Here is a 17,653-nt window from a genome sequence, read left to right on the forward strand (position 1 = left end):
TTGCTGAATATATATCCATGTTCATGGATTAAGTCCCCACTTGTTTTTAGGTGGGAACTAAATTAAGGCTTATAGGATCGCTTGGTAAGGCTGTGTTAGCCGGATGCTTACCATGTCTCTACGATAAGTGAATTTTTTTGTAATAAGGATTATCTTGGTAATAATGCTCTGCCACGAATTCCTGAAAATCACTATAAATACGCAGGTGAAATGGTTTTGGGGAATTCATTTTTAGAACTAAATGAAAATGTAAATAGTCGGGTGAATTTGGATGAATGGGATGCATCTAGTTTTTTAATAGAAGTTCCTGTGCAATCTTATTCTTGGGAGTCTTATCACAGTTCTTTGAATCAAGCAGGAGGAATAGACTTTCCGAATCCTGAATTATGTCAGAGATTAGGTCTAAAATACCATAATGGTGATCCAGACTTATATGATTTTGACGGGGTAGCCTCTATTTTTAGAACATTGAAATCTTCTGATGAGAATTTGAAAGGTCATTTATTATATTTAAGAAAAGATCTTTTTCAAAAATATCTTATAGAAACTGGACAAACATTTGTATGGATATTATGGGGAGAAAGAGGGCAAAACTATAAAGGGGATGAAGAGATACATGAATATTTCAGAACTAATCAACACTTGCATAAACAAGTTTATGTTTGGAACGATGATCAAATAGTTAAATTAGATTAACTCATGTTACTAAAATCCAATTTAGATTAAAGAAAAAACCGCCATTAATGGCGGTTATTCAATGACAACTTATGTGTCGCTCAATGACATTTTATGTGTCGCAAATGACAACTTATGTGTCGCGTGACGCAGCGCTGTATTACCAGCTTAACGCACCGCCCGTCTGATAATCAGTCACACGCGTTTCAAAGAAGTTCTTCTCTTTACGCAAGTCCATCATTTCAGACATCCATTGGAACGGGTTGTTTACGCCAACAAACTGTTCAGGTAAACCGAGCTGACTTAAACGACGGTTACAGATGAATTTCAAATATTCTTCCATCATACCTGCGTTCATGCCCAATACACCACGTGGCATAGTGTCACGCGCATATTCAATTTCAAGCATTGTGCCTTCAAGAATCATTTGAATCACTTCTTGCTGGAATTCTGCAGTCCACAAGTGCGGGTTCTCAATCTTGATTTGGTTAATCATGTCGATACCAAAGTTCAAGTGCATAGATTCATCACGTAAAATGTACTGGAATTGCTCTGCAACACCATTCATTTTGTTACGACGACCCATCGACAAAATTTGACTGAAACCGCAGTAGAAGAAAATACCTTCAAGTACACAATAGAATGCGATCAAGTTGCGTAGCAAAATTTGGTCGTTTTCAGGTGTACCTGTTTTGAAAGTAGGATCGCTTAAAGATTGCGTGTACTTCAAGCCCCATGCTGCTTTACGCGCAACCGATGGTACTTCGCGGTACATATTGAAGACTTCGCCTTCATCCATACCTAAAGATTCGATACAGTACTGGTAAGCGTGAGTGTGAATCGCTTCTTCAAAGGCTTGACGTAAAATGTACTGGCGGCATTCAGGGTTGGTAATGTGGCGATAAATTGCCAATACCAAGTTATTAGCAACCAATGAGTCTGCAGTAGAGAAGAAACCAAGTGAACGCATAACAATGGTGCGTTCATCTTCAGTTAAGCCATTTTCAGACTTCCACAATGCGATGTCGTGATTCATGTTGACTTCTTGCGGCATCCAGTGGTTTGCACAACCATCTAGATATTTTTGCCATGCCCATTCGTATTTGAACGGTACAAGCTGGTTTAAGTCTGCACGACAGTTGATCATGGCTTTATCATCAACCTGTACGCGTGACGCACCCATTTCCAACTCTTCAAGACCTGGAGCAACATCCAGTTGTTCTAGAGCGTTAGATGCTCTTGCCAACGGATCGGTTGAATCTGTTGCTCCACTTCTAGGGGCTGTAGCGGGTTGTGCAGCTGCCACAGTCTTCTGTGGTTGCTCTGCATGAGATACCATCTGCGTATCATGCGCTTTTTGCGGCTCGACGGGCGCAGACTTGTGTTCAGGAGCAGCCGGTTTTTGCGAATCATCTTCGAAATCGTCCCAACTTAGGATAGACATAATTTATCTCACTCTAATCTTAATTTATTTATGTGACAGTTTTAAACACTAAAACATAGATCAGGCACAGCAATACCATCACTCCAACCGTTAATCCCAACATGTTTTTTAAACGTTTAAGATTGACTGGAGAGGGAAGTGAGTTTGGGGTTAATAATTTGCCTGTTTCATCATAAACAGCCACAGCCCTTGCGCCACTCGCTAACCCTAATTCCTGCAATGCCCGTATTTCCACCTGTGTTAAGCCTGCTTCTGTTCGTTCCATAGCCTGAATAAACATAATGGGTGCTGAATCTAAAAAGCTAAATTTGCCTTGTTTTATCAGCTTGGTCAGTGTGTCTTCAGCTATGCTGTAGTTACCCAATAAAGAACGAGGATGTGAAAAGGAAGCGGACTCAGCCATTTGCCCTGTAACAGAGGAAACACCAAGTACCATACGATTTATATAAATCTGGATGAGAACTGCATTTGAGTTAGCATATTTTTCTAAATCAAGTTGAAGTGTCATCTTATCTTCCTAAGCAATCACTTTATTGATCTTGCTTACGCTGCTGTTTCCGAATGGCTAAAAATGCATAAACCATCGGTACATAAAAGAAAATAAAGGAAAAAACTAGAACCGCTAGTCCTAACTGATAGTTATGAGTCATTTGGAACATAGCTTTTCCTTTATTTAGCTAAATAGTATTTATCAAAACATAAAACTATTTGAGTAAGCTGATACCAATATATTGCTAATGATCTGATAAATGCTTGGCAAGACAATGAACCAAACAAACTGTTTAACAAACCATAAAGCAGTTTTATAAAGTTTTTGCTTAGTTTTTTCATCTGGAAAAACTGATTTTCCAATATGAATTAAATATTTATACAGCATTTCTAAGAGTCTTTGAATTTGAATCACAGACAAAGAAAGTGTTTCAAATTTTTCCATGCGACTTTTATGTTTTGCTTTTTCCTTTTTGGTAAGCTTAAGCTCTTTACCAAAGATATCTTTCTTCTTCATAAATCCTCAATATAGAAAACTTATGCTACATGTAGCCCATGCTCTGAAGACTCATCAGTAGGCTACAGAGGTAGCCTTTTTCCGATGTCGATACCTTTAGTTAATTACTGACATGCCTCACAATCAGGGTTGTCAATTGAACATGCCATTGGCACTGGCGCTGCTTGTGCAAAATCTTCATCAACTGCTGCAGCTGCTTCTGGTGCAACGGCTGCTACAGGGGCTGCGGTTACGGTTGCAGGTTTTACTGCATTCAATGCACCTGTGTTAATGGTCGATTTCTCTGCAGAAGTCGCACCTAATGCACGTAGGTAATAGGTAGTTTTCAGACCACGTAACCATGCCATTTTATAAGTCAGGTCAAGTTTCTTACCGTTTGCACCTGCAATATACAAGTTCAACGATTGCGCCTGATCAATCCATTTTTGACGACGTGATGCTGCATCTACAATCCAACGTGGTTCAACTTCAAACGCAGTCGCAAAAATTGCTTTAAGTTCTTCAGGAATACGTGAAATTTTTTGTACTGAACCTTCAAAGTGTTTCAGGTCATTCACCATTACAGAATCCCACAAATCACGCGCTTTCAATGCACGAACGAGGTAAGGGTTGATTACTGTAAATTCACCAGACAAGTTCGACTTCACATATAAGTTTTGGAATGTCGGCTCAATAGACTGAGAAACGCCACAAATATTTGAAATGGTTGCTGTTGGTGCAATAGCCATTACGTTTGAGTTACGCATACCATCTTTTTGAACTTTGGCACGTAGGCTGTCCCAATCTAAACGCTGAGTACGGTCAACTTCAAACATACGTTCAGGACGTGATTTCGCTACGATGTCTAAAGAGTCGATTGGCAGGATGCCTTGATCCCACAATGAACCTTTAAATGTTTCGTAAGTACCACGCTCAACCGCCAAGTCACTTGACGTTTGAATTGCGTAGTAGCTAATTACTTCCATAGACTCATCGGCAAAATCAACCGCAGCATCTGAACCATAAGCCAAGTTCATTTCATATAGCGCATCTTGGAAGCCCATGATGCCCATACCCACAGGGCGATGCTTCAAGTTTGAATTTTTCGCTTGTGGCACTGCGTAGTAGTTGATGTCGATCACGTTGTCGAGCATACGTACTGCAGTTTTAATAGTACGTGCTAATTTTTCACGGTCTAACACACCACCTTGAACGTGTTGCACAAGGTTGATTGAACCCAAGTTACATACCGCAATTTCATCTTGGTTAGTATTGAGGGTAATTTCAGTACATAAGTTAGATGAGTGCACTACGCCAACGTGTTGTTGCGGTGAACGTAAGTTACATACGTCTTTGAATGTGATCCACGGGTGACCTGTTTCAAACAACATTGACAACATTTTGCGCCATAAGTCCTTCGCACGAAGTTTCTTATGCAGCATGTTGGTTTCTTTGGCAATGCTTTCGTAGTACGCATAACGCTCGGCAAAAGCTTCGCCCGTCAAGTCGTGCAAGTCTGGTGTTTCAGATGGCGTGAACAGTGTCCATTCTGCATCTTCAAAGACACGCTGCATGAACAAGTCAGGCACCCAGTTCGCTGTGTTCATGTCATGGGTACGACGACGGTCATCCCCTGTGTTTTTACGCAGCTCTAGGAATTCTTCGATGTCTAAGTGCCAAGTTTCTAAGTACGCACATACCGCACCTTTACGCTTACCACCTTGGTTGACCGCAACAGCTGTATCGTTAGCAACTTTAAGGAACGGAACAACACCTTGAGATTTACCGTTTGTTCCTTTGATATATGAGTTCAAGGCACGTACTGGCGTCCAGTCATTGCCTAAACCACCTGCCCATTTAGACAGCATTGCGTTGTCACGCATTGCACCATAAATGTTGTAAAGGTCATCAGAAATTGTAGTTAAGTAACAGCTTGATAACTGTGGACGTAGCGTACCTGAGTTAAACAGGGTAGGCGTAGAAGCCATGTAGTCGAAGCTAGACAATAAGTTATAGAACTCGATTGCACGTGCTTCACGGTCATCTTCATTAAGCGCCAGACCCATTGACACACGCATAAAGAACAATTGTGGAAGTTCAAAGCGTACGCCATCTGAGTGAATGAAATAACGGTCAAATAAAGTTTGCAGACCTAAATAGGTAAACTGGTTTGAGCGTTCAGGCTGAATCGCTGCAGCAAGTTTGGCAAGGTCAAACTCAAGTAAGTCTGCAGAAAGCAAATCAAGTTCTACACCTTTTTTCAGGAAAGTTTCTAATGCTTCGCCTTCAGGTGTATCTGTTGCCAAACCTAAAAACTCTAAACCTGTTGCCACCAAGTCATTACGCAATAAACGCGCAGTCACATAAGTATAGTTCGGCTCTTGCTCAATACGGGTACGGGTCGCCATCATCATGGTGGTTGAGATGTCAGACTCTTTTACACCGTTGTAGAGGTTTTTCACGGTTTCATCAATGATGGCATCTACATCAATGCCTTCTAAACCTTCTGCCGCTTTATTCACGGTTGCTTTTAAAGCACCTAAATCTAGTGGTTTAAGCTGACCGTTTGCGTCGGTCACTTGTAAAGTCGGGTGATGGTTTTCACCTGCTTGCTTACGTGCTTCTGAGCGTTGTTCACGGTAGATGACATAAGCACGAGCAACTTTTTGCTCGCCTGTACGCATAAGCGCAAGTTCAACTTGATCCTGAATTTCTTCAATATGAATGGTTCCGCCAGACGGTAAACGGCGGTTGAATGTGTTCAACACCATTTCAGTCAGTTGTTCGATCCGATCATGAATGCGGCTTGAATCGGCGCTTTGTTGACCTTCTACAGCCAAAAACGCTTTGCCAATTGCAACTGCAATTTTTTCAGCATCGAAAGCGGCAACATCACCAGTGCGTTTAATCACTTGTAATTGACCGGGGGTTGATGTGATTACGCTCATGTCAGCATAGCTCCATTGTCATCTATTGTTATGTTTATGGACCATTTAAACTGGGCAAAATTTAGGCCACAGCGTTTGAGGAATAAACACAAGACTTAGTGGTTTAAAATTGAATTGAACACAAGATACGGGAAAATTGAGGGTAGATCAATATTGACTTTTTTTTAAATTTTGACTTTTTCTGAATTAAAATTTATCTCAAAAATACCGAATTTTGTCCTATTGGCTATAAGCCTTATCAGACAAGGGCATAGCATAGCAAAGCTCGGAAAAACTGCTTATAGATAACCTTGTGGATAACTTGGAAAGTTAGGAGATAATTTTTCTAAATCAAGCAAGGGCTTGATCTAGTGCAAAAAATACCCATTTTGTAACTTAATATTTCTTAAATGTGCCCAAAAATCACTAAAACTAGAAAAATACTATAAATTCAATGCTTAATAAAAATACAACAAAATACTACGCAGATGTATCATTTTGGTGAACAGTATCTTGTTTACAATGTAAACGTGTGTATATTGCAAACTATATCAAGCCCTATCTCTCAGATTTTAAAAGGATAGGTTGAATCCAATAAAGGGACAGACTATGAGTCAAGAAGAAAAGTTAACAAAAATTTTAATTGTTGAAGATGATGAACGTCTTGCACGACTTACGCAGGAATACTTAATTCGTAATGGTTTAGAAGTTGGGGTAGAACCAGATGGCAACCGCGCGATTCGCCGTATTATTGCCGAGCAACCAGATCTTGTGGTGCTCGATGTGATGTTACCAGGCGCCGATGGTTTAACTATTTGCCGTGAAGTTCGTCCACATTATCACCAACCGATTTTGATGTTGACTGCACGTACCGAAGATATGGATCAGGTGCTAGGTTTGGAAATGGGTGCCGATGACTATGTTGCAAAACCTGTGCAGCCGCGCGTATTGTTGGCGCGTATTCGTGCTTTATTACGCCGTACCGACAATGTGACTGAAGATGAAGTCGCACAGCGCATTGAATTTGATGATTTAGTGATTGATAACGGCGGCCGTTCTGTGACTTTAAATGGTGAATTGGTTGATTTCACCAGCGCAGAATATGACTTATTATGGTTATTGGCTTCGAATGCAGGGCGTATTTTATCTCGTGAAGATATTTTTGAGCGTCTGCGGGGCATTGAATATGATGGTCAAGACCGTTCAATTGATGTGCGTATTTCGCGTATTCGTCCAAAAATTGGTGATGATCCTGAGAATCCAAAACGTATTAAAACTGTACGCAGTAAAGGTTATTTGTTTGTCAAAGAAACCAACGGCATGTAATATGCATTTTTACTGAGTCAAATAATATCGACTCAAATATAAAGTAAGTCACATAGGGCAGGTTTTGTGCTTAAACACAGTATATTCTTGCGCATATATGCAGGATTGGTGATCTTAGTTGCAGTAGTTGCCATTTTGGCGTACTTATTGGTGCAAATCATCAACTATCAGCGTGCGCAAGAATATCGTGAATCTTTAACTGATGGTATGGCTTATATTATTAGTGAAGGGATTGCACGACAGCAAAACGAACAGCAAAAGAAAGACTGGATTTCTGACGCATCCGATTTGCTGGAATTGACCATCTATTATGTGCAGGCAGACAAAGTAGATTTGTCGCGCGCAGAGCTTAGACGGATTAAAGAACGTAAAGCCGCTGTGCGCTATGATGCCAAAAATATGATTGCCTATATTATTTTGGGCATGAAAGATGATCCAAGTCATTATTTATATATCAAGGCAGATAAAATCACAGAACGGCAAATGAAAGCATTGCCGATTTTTGTTTTAGATTATTTGGTGTATTACCCGGGTCAGGAAAAAGAATATCTGGCCAAAATTCAGCAGCATTTTTCTTACCCGATCAATATTAAAAATATTCAGGAACTTCCACTCGATTCAGAGCAGATTGGTCGTTTAAGACTCGATCACAGCATTATTTTATATCGTGATAATGCCACTGTGCGTGGTACAACCATCTCGATTGTGTCACCGATGCCAAACTCCCCCTCAGAAGTTTTGGTTTTAGGGCCTGTACCGTTATTTAACTGGATGCCATTCCAGTTGGCAGCAGGCATTACCTTGCTCAGTATGTTTATGTTGAGCTTAGGGGTTTACGGTCTGATCTTGCCTATGCAGCGTAAGATTCGCCAAGTGAACTATGCCTTAGACCGTACCAAATCGGGCGATTTAAACATGCGTTTGCCTGTAGATGGCACAGATGAAATGGCAAGTTTAGCATCGAGCTATAACAGCATGTCCGACCATATTCAGCGTTTGATTGAGGCGCAGCGTGAACTGATGCGTGCTGTTTCGCATGAGCTGCGCACGCCTGTGGCACGTATCCGTTTTGGTATGGAAATGCTGGCAGAAGAAGATGATTATGAATACCGCTTACAGCAAGTCGAAATGATTGATAAAGATATCGAGGCTTTAAACACCTTGATTGATGAGATCCTGACCTATGCCAAGCTTGAACAGGGCATGCCATCTTTAGAGATTGAAAAAATTGTTTTGGTTGAAGTGCTAGAGCAGGTGGTTACGGAAACCGAAGCGCTGAAAACTCAAAAAGATATTCAGTTGCTTGCACCACCTGTAACGTTGGAAGTGGAAGCTGAACGCCGTTACCTGCACCGTGTGGTACAGAATTTGGTGGGCAATGCAGTCCGTTACTGTGAGCATAAAATTTTGATCAGTGGCGGCATTAACGAGCAAGGCATGGCCTATGTTTGTGTGGAAGATGATGGGCCAGGGATTCCTGAACAAGACCGTGCACGTGTATTTGAAGTCTTTGCCCGTTTGGATGACAGCCGTACCCGCGCTTCAGGTGGTTACGGTTTAGGATTACCTATTGTGAGCCGCATTGCTTATTGGTTTGGTGGGAAGGTTGAAGTCGATCAGAGTCCGAACTTGGGCGGTGCACGTTTTACGATGGTTTGGCCGGCCAAACGGTTTCGTAAGCCAAGAAAAAAAGCCGCAGCAGAGAAAGAAAAAACCACCGATTCATTGACTTGATTTGAGTGCATCAAAACTAATTTTAGACATAAAAAAACCAGTGCAATTCAAGGCACTGGTTTTTTTTATTGCTTTTTTATCTCTATGCAGATCAATCTACAGCTGATTGCGATTCTTTATATTGCTGATCGGCCTGTTCAAAACGGTCTGTCACTTCATGACTTGGTGCTTTGCCCAATAAACTCACCACCACAATCGCAATCCAAGAACACACAAAACCTGGAATAATTTCATAAATACCCGTATCTGCCCAAAGGTTTTTCCAAAGAATCACCATAAGTGCGCCGACAATCATCCCCGCCAATGCACCATTTAAAGTCATGCGTTTCCAGAACAAAGACAAAATAATCAGTGGACCAAATGCTGCACCGAAGCCTGCCCAAGCATAAGAAACCAATCCCAAGACTTTCGATTCAGGATTACCCGCCATACAAATAGCAAGCAGTGCAATCATGAGAACCATGCCGCGTCCGACCCAGACCAATTCATTTTGTGAAGCATTTTTTCGCAGGAAAGATTTGTAAAAATCTTCAGTTAAAGTACTTGAGCAGACCAAAAGTTGACAGCTTAGGGTACTCATCACAGCAGCTAAAATTGCCGCCAGTACCACACCTGCTACCCACGGGTTAAACAGAATTTTGGTAAGTTCCATAAATACTGTTTCAGGGTTGGCATTGACCACACCTGCCAGTTCAGGATGTTGTTGGAAGTAGGCGATACCAAAAAAGCCTGCAGCCACCGCACCGCCTAAACATAAGGTCATCCATGTCATGCCAATACGACGTGCATTCGGAATAGACTTGACTGAATCAACCGCCATAAAACGCACTAAAATATGTGGTTGTCCAAAATAGCCTAAGCCCCATGCCATGAGGGAAATGATCGCCACCCAGCTTAAATCACCGACTAAATTCAGCGCTTGCGGGCGAGCTGCTTCTAAAGCAAGTGTAACTTGGCTGAGGTCAGAAAAGCTGAGTAGGGTAATGATTGGGGTCAGCAAGAGCGCAAAAATCATCAAGCCAGCTTGAATGGTGTCCGTCCAGCTGACTGCCAAGAAACCACCAATAAACACATAGCTAATGGTCGCAATGGCACTAATCCACAATGCAGTGCTGTAAGGCAAATCAAACATACTTTCAAATAAGCGCGCCCCTGCGACCATGCCCGAAGCACAATAAATTGCAAAGAAAACTAGAATTACGCAGGCAGATACAATTCTTAAGATTTTTCTTTGATCATTAAAACGATTTGAAAAATAGTCAGGCAAAGTCAGAGCATTGTGCTGTACTTCGGTGTGTACGCGTAAACGGCCTGCCACCAAAAGCCAGTTTAACCATGCGCCAATAACCAGACCAATTGCAATCCATATTTCAGATAAACCTGAAAGATAAATGGCACCAGGCAAGCCCATCAGCAACCAACCACTCATATCGGATGCGCCTGCAGAAAGTGCGGTAACAAAACTGCCCAGGCGACGACCACCTAAAATGTAGTCCGAGAAATTTCGAGTCGCGCGATAAGCCAATAAACCAATGACAATCATGGCGACAATATAAAACAGGAAAGTAATGATGGTGGGGTTGAGTGCGCTCATACAGTATCCATTTGGGTTTTGGACAGTCGATCAAAATACAGACCGCTGCTAGATGTAAGTCACTCAATTTGGTGAGTGCAGACATCTTATTTGCGGTACTGATTTCATCAATAAACGCGAAATTTAAACATACATTAAAAAATATTTCAGACTTTTTTCTGAATACGCATAAAAATAGGCAGCTTGAAAGCTGCCTATCTTCTTGATGTTTTGCTGATTTGCTTATGGATTATTGCGACCCATAACACCACGAATGGTATTCAAGACATCTGCAGGTAAGACCACAGTTTTGGCATTGTTCGATTTCGCCATGTCTTGCATGGCTTTTACGTATTGCTCACCCAATAAATAGGCCACAGGAATTTCTTTATCACCTACCGCAGAGCTGACCATTTCAATAGCGCGTTGTGAAGATTCTGCCAATACAACTTGTGCTTCAGCATCACGACGCGAAGCTTCTAAACGACCATCGGCTTCTAAAATAGCCGCTTGTTTTTCACCATCGGCTTTGGTTACGGTAGCACGACGCTGACGTTCTGCTGCAGCTTGTTCTTCCATCGCTGCCTGCATGGTATGTGATGGTTTAATATCCTGAATTTCTACAGTTTTAAGGGTAATCCCCCAGTCTGAAATATCATCAGAAATGGCTGCTTTGAGTTTGGCTTTAATATGATCACGCGAAGACAAGGCGTCATCTAAATCCATTTCACCCACAATAGAACGCAATGAGGTTTGAACCAGGTTTTGAATTGCCCAAGTATAGTTTTCAATACCATACACTGCTTTTTCAGGAGTCGTGAGGTTAATGTACGCCACCGCATTCATAAGTAGAACTGCGTTGTCACGGGTAATGACTTCCTGAGATGGAATATCTAATACAATATCTTTGGTGGTGACTTTATATGCCACTTCATCGACATAAGGAATGACGAAGTTGAGTCCTGGTGCAAGTGTAGTGTGGTATTTACCCAGACGTTGCACAATCCATTTATAACCTTGCGGAACAATTCGCACGCCTTTAAAAATGGTAATTCCAACAAAGGCTAAAATCGCTAAAACAATAATAGATCCACCAGACATTTTAATTTCTCACTTTTTCGTTGTCATGTGCGCTGTGATGCGGCTGCACCACTAAATCATTTCCCAAAATATCAATCACGCGAATCCGATCTCCCACTTGTACTGGGCTCGTGGTGCGGCAGTTCCATTCGTCTGAACCCAACACAGGCATGGGGAATCGGACTTTAATTTGATCATGTTCCAAGTTGGTTTGAATGACCATGCCAATTTGTCCAATGGTGGCTTCGCGTGATAAACCTGCTTTAGTTTTATCGGTAGATAAGGGTTTGATAAACTTAAACCACGCCAAGGTACACAGTACCGACAAGATAATCCACATCACCAATTGGGTAGTCGTGCCCATCATGGGGAACATCCAGTATAAAATACCGACCATGATTGCCCCAATGCCAAACCATAAAGCGGCAAACGCAGGCAAGAGCAGTTCTGAAAGCATTAATAAAACGCCTAGTACAAACCAGTGCCAAGGTTCAAGAACGAATTCCATACATCTACTCGCGTATTTTTACGATAGGTTGATTCTAGTTGCTTAGAGAAACGCATCGACTTAAAAAGATGCGCTCTCATCACTTTAACAGATCAATAAGTTTATGAATATTAAAAAAATCACTGAATCTTAAAATTTCGGACGCGGTGCAGGTTTCAGCGCGGCAGGTGATTTTTTAAAGTGAGTGATGGCTTGCTGAATTGCTTTGATTTGTAATTGCGCAGCTTTTTCACCTTCTAAAATGGTTTGGTTACTGGCTTTTAAATCCAGTGTGCCAATATGTCCAACTTTCGGTTGAATCACGATATTGGCTTGCGCCAATTCCTGATGAATACTTTGCTGCCCCATAATATTTAAAGTTTGATCGAGTAAGCCCCACATGCTGACAGGTTGATTGCCTGTTGGACGTGCAGAAATATCCACCGCAATGACTAAATCGGCACCCATGGCTTTAGCCGTCTGTACGGGAATCGGGCTGACCAAGCCGCCATCCACATATTGCGTTCCGCCAATGGTGGCAGGCACAAAAACATTCGGAATACTGCAAGAGGCACGCACAGCTTGACCTGCATTACCTTTAATAAAGTCGGCTTTACGTCCATTATCTAAACGTGTGGCAACGGCAGCGAAACGAATTGGAAATTTCTCAATCGGTTTATTCGCCACGTGTTGATTGACGAAGTCTTGTAACTTTTGACCTGCAATAAAACCCTGACGGTTTAAGGTTAAATCACGAATGTCGGATTCTTTAAAGGTTAGGGCAATATGTTGGAGCTGATAAGGACTTTTGCCGCTGGCATATAAACTGCCGACAAAGCTGCCTGCACTGGTGCCTGTGACAATTTTGGGTTTAATCCCGTGAGATTCTAAAACTTTAATGACGCCAATATGTGCAAAGCCTTTGGCACCGCCGCCACCTAAAGCCAGTGCAATCACAGGCTCACGTGCTTGGATAGGTGTGGTTTTCGGCGGTGTTTTTATTGTTTTGTCGCAGCCAACCAAAGTTAGAGCAAGTACGCCCACTAAAGAATAACGAATCAGTTGCATATCAAATCTAAATTTAGATCAAAGAATATTGCGCCCATCTGAACAAAAAATAGAAACTTTGACTAGCCCTTTTTCAAAAGCTTTTGTAACGGTTTTGCCAACCAATGTGGATTTTTAGCCGAAAATTTGCCGTTATAGTGCGCATAAATTGCCTCTAAATCTTGAGCATAATTACCTGTAGGAACGAACACGCCCAAAATATGGATGGTTTTATGTGCATAATCAAAAGAGAACATCACAATTGGAATATTGGCACCGTAGGCAATATGGTAAAAGCCACTGCGAATATTTTCGGCTTGTTTGCGGGTACCTTCCGGCGCCATACCAATCCAGATTTTTTCTTTTTTTTGTACAACCTCGATAATATCTTGGGTATGTCCATGTGGAGAATGTCGTACCACAGGAATGACCCCAATCCAGTTTAAAAGTGGCTTGAGTGGGGTTCCAAATAAAGTGTGCTTACCAAAAATAGTAATTTGAAGACCTAAACCGAGTAGGGCAGTAAAACCATGCCACGCATCAATATTTGACGTATGCGGAGAAATGATGGCAACTGCTTTGGGCAAGTTAGGAAACTCGCCCACCATTTGCCAGCCTTGCGCCAAAAAAATATTTTTAAATAAAGCACGACTACTGGCTGTTCCACGTTGAGGCACTTGGTCGGGTAACTGTGGAAATTGCCGTGCACTGCGTGCAAAAGGATTGCTGAATTTCATGAATGCGATGTCATCCTGACGTGCGTGATTAACAACAAGAAAGATCCAATATCATGACGCATGAATCTAAATCTATTCAAGATATTAGACTTTCACTTTGTCTGATTCATTGGCAAAATAGTCGAAATCTGAATGTGAAAGTGATGAAAAATAACAATCCATTATTCAAAAAAAGAGTGTAGTACTGCGTTATTTTGATCTTTTGTTCCTATTTAACCGAGATGCCATGCCCAATTTGCGCCAAACTTATTTGTTGTTATTTTCTTTGTATTGGGCGCAGGGCTTACCTGTTGGCTTTATGACTCATGCCTTGCCTGTAATTTTACGTGCGCAAGGTGTGTCTTTGGCGCACATTGGCGGTTTTGGTTTGTTAATGCTGCCGTGGTCAATCAAAGTATTTTGGGCGCCATTGGTGGATCGCTTTGGATATTCATATTTGGGGCATTATCGTAGCTGGATTTTGCCGTGCCAATGGCTGAGTGTTTTGGTGCTGATCGGGCTGTCCTTTTTACCGATTGAGTCTTTAAATCATCCTATCTATTTGTGGGTGTTTTTTGTGGCTTTGCTCAGCATGAATTTGGTCGGTGCAACCCAAGATATTGCCACTGATGGTTTGGCGGTCAATATTTTACAAGCCAAACAGCAACATTGGGGCAATACTTTTCAGGTGGTTGGTTCACGACTAGGCTTTATTGTGGGTGGTGGAGCAATGCTGTGGGCATTGGATTGGCTAGATTGGCAAAAAACCTTTCTGATTTTAGCGGCATTGGTGTTTTTAAATACCTTACCCATTTTAATGTTTAAAGAGCCACAACATGCTGCTAAACAAGTGCTTGTTCAAGCTCAAAGCAAAATGTCATTTCCCGCACGCCTTGCTGCGATTCGTGAATATCTGCGCTATTTTGTGGAAACGCCTGTGCTGTACGCATGGCTGTGGGTGTTACTCAGCTTTAAAATTGCCGATGGTTTAGCTGGCCCCTTATTAAAACCTTTAATGGTGGATTTAGGCTTAAGCTTTTCTCAAATTGGCATTTACGTGACCATGTTGGGGGCAATGGCCGCTTTGTTGGGTGCAGGCATCGCAGGGTTGATGCTGAAATGGTGGTCTAGAACGCATGCCCTTATCATTTTTTCTGTGCTTAAAATTTTGAGTTTAGCAGCCTATGCTTATTTGGCTCATTTATATGAACAGCAAGTTGATGTGGCACACTGGCTGATTTATAGCATTAATGCTGCGGAAGATTTGTGCTCTGCCATGTTACTTGTAGTGATGCTAACCTTGATTATGCAATACAGCCGTAAACAATACGCAGGGACTGACTTTACATTTCAGGTTGCGATTATGGCGACTGTGAGTGGGGTACTCTATACCCTGAGTGGAATGTTGGGCGATGCTTTAGGCTATGCGAATTACTTACTGTTGATTTGTATTGTTGCGATTTTTTGCCTTGTACCGATCTGGAAATGGGCAAAGCTTGCGAAAAGCACTCATTCATCTGCACTAGAAGAAGATAGGTCATCAAGACAGGATGACAGACCTAAACCACATTAAAAATTCATTGAGTGGAAAAATAAAAGCGACCCTTAAAGAGTCGCTGGAGTATAAAAGGTATCCACATTGAAGCCAATACCGATGTCGTTTTTGTATTTTCAAAAATTATTATTTGCGCTTTGAGTGCTTCACTTCGGCAGCGCAGGCAGTATAACTTTAAATTATGACAATCCTGCGACAATTTAAGTCGCATAGAGGTGTGTTGCAGCTAAAATCAACATATTCTAGCTGCGATATGCAGTATTGATTGCCAGTGTCCATTGTTGGTGATTACAACGCGGACAGGCTTCATTGGCGTGTTCAAGTAAACGGACATGCCCACAATACATGCAGGCATAATATGTGTTTGGAGTTGTGCGGTACACGGGTTGGCAAGCTTTAGGAAATAAGGGTAAACCATAGCGTGTGGCACCGTCATGAAAAAATAACATGCTGAATTTGCCATCAGTTTCTAGTAAACCGACACGTACTTGTCCCAAATGCTCCACACCTTGTTGGCGCATTTCGGCAAAGAATTCATCATGCGACATTTTGCCGTATTTAATTTTTTCTAAGACCAGTTCGCCATTTTCTACAATATACAGCGATTTACCTTCAATCAAATCTTCAAAGGGTTGGTATTTCATCATGAGCCATGTGGTCAGGCGATACATTCCAATCACCACTGTCATTACCACCAAGGCGTGTACCAAAGGTAAATCTTCAGTGAACATGGGGTCGCCCGCAATAGAACCGAGCGATAAAATAATGGCCAATTCAAAAATAGAAAGCTGGCGTACTCCACGTTTCCCTGTAAGGCGCAAAAATATAATAATCATGCTAAACATGAGTGCTGCCCGAATCATTAATTCGGCAACAAATGCCCATGTAGTATCGTGAATAAAGATGGTAAACCAATCCATAGACTGTCTATTTTGTTATTTTGATGCTTGATACTATGCTTAAATTGCGTGGGTAAAATAGTGGTTTTGAGTAAAGAACTGCAATTATTTGAGTGGTTTAGGAAAATAAAAATTTGTTATGATGGCTAAAAACTATAAATACAAAAAATAATGAATCAAAAGATGAATTCACAACTCTTACAATTTGCCAAATCTATGCGTCATGTTGCTACGGATGCTGAAAATTTGCTGTGGCAACTACTTCGAGCAAACGCTTTATGGTGCTCAAATTTAGACGTCAGAAGGTCATTGGACCGTATATAGTAGATTTTTACTGTCATGAGGTTGACTTAGTGATTGAGTTGGATGGTGGTTAGTACAATACGGAAGATGGTCGGGCTTATGATGTCGAACGCACTCAGTTTTTAGAGACTTTGGGTTTAACAGTTGTGCGTTATTGGAATCATGATGTGTTGGGGCGGACGGATGTGGTGTTGGAGGACTTGTGGAATATATGTCTTTAGCTGAAAATAAATCAATAATGAAAAGTTCCCTCTCCCTATGGGAGAAGGTGGGGGAAGAGGGTTTTTAAAATTAAAAGCACCTCTCTCTTAATAAATTTCGCAACTAGGCAGCTTCTGTATCTGCATTAGTCCAATAATTTGTTTGTTGTCCCTCTTTTTCTTCTCTCTTAATCAGACCTTTTTCCCGCATTTTTGCAAAGATAGATGAAACTTTCTCTGATTCCTGTATACCAGTTAAATCTCTTACTTTTTTATTTGTAATTGATGGATTATGGCTTAAATATTTAAGAATTACTTCTTCAGGCTCCAGATCTAGCGCATGCTTTAAAGTCACAATGACATAATTTCCTTTTTCTTCGATATTCGGTTCAATGAAACCAGACACTTTCATTTCATGAAATGCAGTATTAATTCCTTCGCCAAGATCTTGGTTAGGAGAGTTAGGTATCTTATTGATTAATCTAACGATTTTTGAGTTTCTAGAACAGCGTTCATCTAAAATATTAGTCGGTGTGACAATTCCAGGTAGTTTCCCTGGGCTTTTAAAAGTAATGCGATCATTATAAATTGTCTCTGTACACGACAAATTTCACAGAACCCTTATCCTATCAGGATTCTGCTTTCTTAAAATTGCCAAAATTTCCTTAAACTCTTCTTTTTTCCCAAAACCAATTAAACGCT

At 41.3% G+C, this 17,653-nt stretch carries 16 protein-coding genes and 1 pseudogene; 5 read left to right on the forward strand and 12 right to left on the reverse strand.

What is annotated here, in order from left to right; all coding sequences use genetic code 11:
- The first annotated feature begins 216 nt into the window (after positions 1-216).
- Positions 217-696: a hypothetical protein gene (locus L6C30_RS12890; RefSeq protein ID WP_236163223.1), complete on the forward strand. Its 480-nt coding sequence runs from the start codon at positions 217-219 to the stop codon at positions 694-696.
- 139 nt (positions 697-835) lie between these two features.
- Here the strand turns inward: L6C30_RS12890 and L6C30_RS12895 are convergent, their stop codons facing one another.
- The 5 genes from L6C30_RS12895 to L6C30_RS12915 form a co-directional block, all read right to left on the reverse strand.
- A complete protein-coding gene (locus tag L6C30_RS12895; protein ID WP_230244031.1) occupies positions 836-2,119 on the reverse strand; it encodes a ribonucleotide-diphosphate reductase subunit beta in 1,284 nt (427 codons plus the stop codon).
- A 28-nt stretch (positions 2,120-2,147) separates the two neighbouring features.
- Positions 2,148-2,627 carry a hypothetical protein gene (locus L6C30_RS12900; RefSeq protein ID WP_208011916.1) on the reverse strand — a complete coding sequence of 160 codons (480 nt, stop codon included), beginning with the start codon at positions 2,625-2,627 and terminating at the stop codon, positions 2,148-2,150.
- Positions 2,628-2,649: 22 nt separating this feature from the next.
- The gene (locus L6C30_RS12905) at positions 2,650-2,778 is read right to left on the reverse strand and encodes a preprotein translocase subunit YajC (RefSeq protein WP_180169398.1); all 129 of its coding nucleotides are present in this window, start codon (positions 2,776-2,778) and stop codon (positions 2,650-2,652) included.
- A gap of 32 nt (positions 2,779-2,810) precedes the next feature.
- Positions 2,811-3,125 (reverse strand): hypothetical protein, encoded by a 315-nt coding sequence (locus tag L6C30_RS12910; protein ID WP_208011915.1) that lies wholly within the window; start codon positions 3,123-3,125, stop codon positions 2,811-2,813.
- Between the two features lie 104 nt (positions 3,126-3,229).
- Positions 3,230-6,052, reverse strand: a complete 2,823-nt coding sequence (locus L6C30_RS12915) for a ribonucleoside-diphosphate reductase subunit alpha (RefSeq protein ID WP_236163222.1) — start codon at positions 6,050-6,052, stop codon at positions 3,230-3,232.
- Between the two features lie 588 nt (positions 6,053-6,640).
- Between L6C30_RS12915 and bfmR the strand changes: the two genes are divergently transcribed.
- Together bfmR and bfmS are read left to right on the forward strand one after the other, a co-directional pair.
- The gene (bfmR, locus tag L6C30_RS12920; RefSeq protein ID WP_070152993.1) at positions 6,641-7,357 is read left to right on the forward strand and encodes a response regulator transcription factor BfmR; all 717 of its coding nucleotides are present in this window, start codon (positions 6,641-6,643) and stop codon (positions 7,355-7,357) included.
- Positions 7,358-7,423: 66 nt separating this feature from the next.
- Positions 7,424-9,091: a sensor histidine kinase BfmS gene (gene bfmS / locus L6C30_RS12925; protein WP_070152996.1), complete on the forward strand. Its 1,668-nt coding sequence runs from the start codon at positions 7,424-7,426 to the stop codon at positions 9,089-9,091.
- 91 nt (positions 9,092-9,182) lie between these two features.
- On the opposite strand, the gene putP is transcribed toward bfmS, so the two are convergent.
- From putP to L6C30_RS12950, 5 genes are all read right to left on the reverse strand, one after another.
- Entirely contained in the window at positions 9,183-10,685 is a 1,503-nt protein-coding gene (gene putP / locus L6C30_RS12930) for a sodium/proline symporter PutP (RefSeq protein WP_236163221.1), read from the reverse strand.
- Positions 10,686-10,907: 222 nt separating this feature from the next.
- Complete coding sequence (locus L6C30_RS12935) at positions 10,908-11,765, reverse strand: SPFH domain-containing protein (protein WP_004972306.1); 858 nt, start codon at positions 11,763-11,765, stop codon at positions 10,908-10,910.
- 1 nt (position 11,766) lies between these two features.
- Entirely contained in the window at positions 11,767-12,252 is a 486-nt protein-coding gene (locus tag L6C30_RS12940) for an NfeD family protein (protein ID WP_019837036.1), read from the reverse strand.
- A gap of 129 nt (positions 12,253-12,381) precedes the next feature.
- Positions 12,382-13,299, reverse strand: a complete 918-nt coding sequence (locus L6C30_RS12945) for a patatin-like phospholipase family protein (protein ID WP_236163220.1) — start codon at positions 13,297-13,299, stop codon at positions 12,382-12,384.
- 62 nt (positions 13,300-13,361) lie between these two features.
- Positions 13,362-14,015 carry a 1-acyl-sn-glycerol-3-phosphate acyltransferase gene (locus L6C30_RS12950; protein ID WP_236163219.1) on the reverse strand — a complete coding sequence of 218 codons (654 nt, stop codon included), beginning with the start codon at positions 14,013-14,015 and terminating at the stop codon, positions 13,362-13,364.
- 226 nt (positions 14,016-14,241) lie between these two features.
- Between L6C30_RS12950 and L6C30_RS12955 the strand changes: the two genes are divergently transcribed.
- On the forward strand, positions 14,242-15,567 hold the full coding sequence (locus L6C30_RS12955) for an MFS transporter (protein WP_236163218.1): 1,326 nt from the start codon (positions 14,242-14,244) through the stop codon (positions 15,565-15,567).
- 224 nt (positions 15,568-15,791) lie between these two features.
- On the opposite strand, the gene L6C30_RS12960 is transcribed toward L6C30_RS12955, so the two are convergent.
- Positions 15,792-16,469, reverse strand: coding sequence for a YetF domain-containing protein (locus tag L6C30_RS12960; protein WP_070153014.1), 678 nt, complete (start codon positions 16,467-16,469; stop codon positions 15,792-15,794).
- A gap of 150 nt (positions 16,470-16,619) precedes the next feature.
- On the opposite strand from L6C30_RS12960, the pseudogene L6C30_RS12965 reads away from it, so the two are divergent.
- Positions 16,620-16,972: pseudogene (locus L6C30_RS12965) on the forward strand (endonuclease domain-containing protein).
- Between the two features lie 103 nt (positions 16,973-17,075).
- Here L6C30_RS12965 and L6C30_RS12970 read toward each other — a convergent pair.
- Complete coding sequence (locus L6C30_RS12970; RefSeq protein WP_236163217.1) at positions 17,076-17,558, reverse strand: ATP-binding protein; 483 nt, start codon at positions 17,556-17,558, stop codon at positions 17,076-17,078.
- Positions 17,559-17,653 lie beyond the last annotated feature (95 nt).

This window comes from Acinetobacter sp. KAM396 (assembly GCF_021602765.1).
GTDB classification, from domain to species: Bacteria; Pseudomonadota; Gammaproteobacteria; order Pseudomonadales; family Moraxellaceae; genus Acinetobacter; species Acinetobacter towneri_A.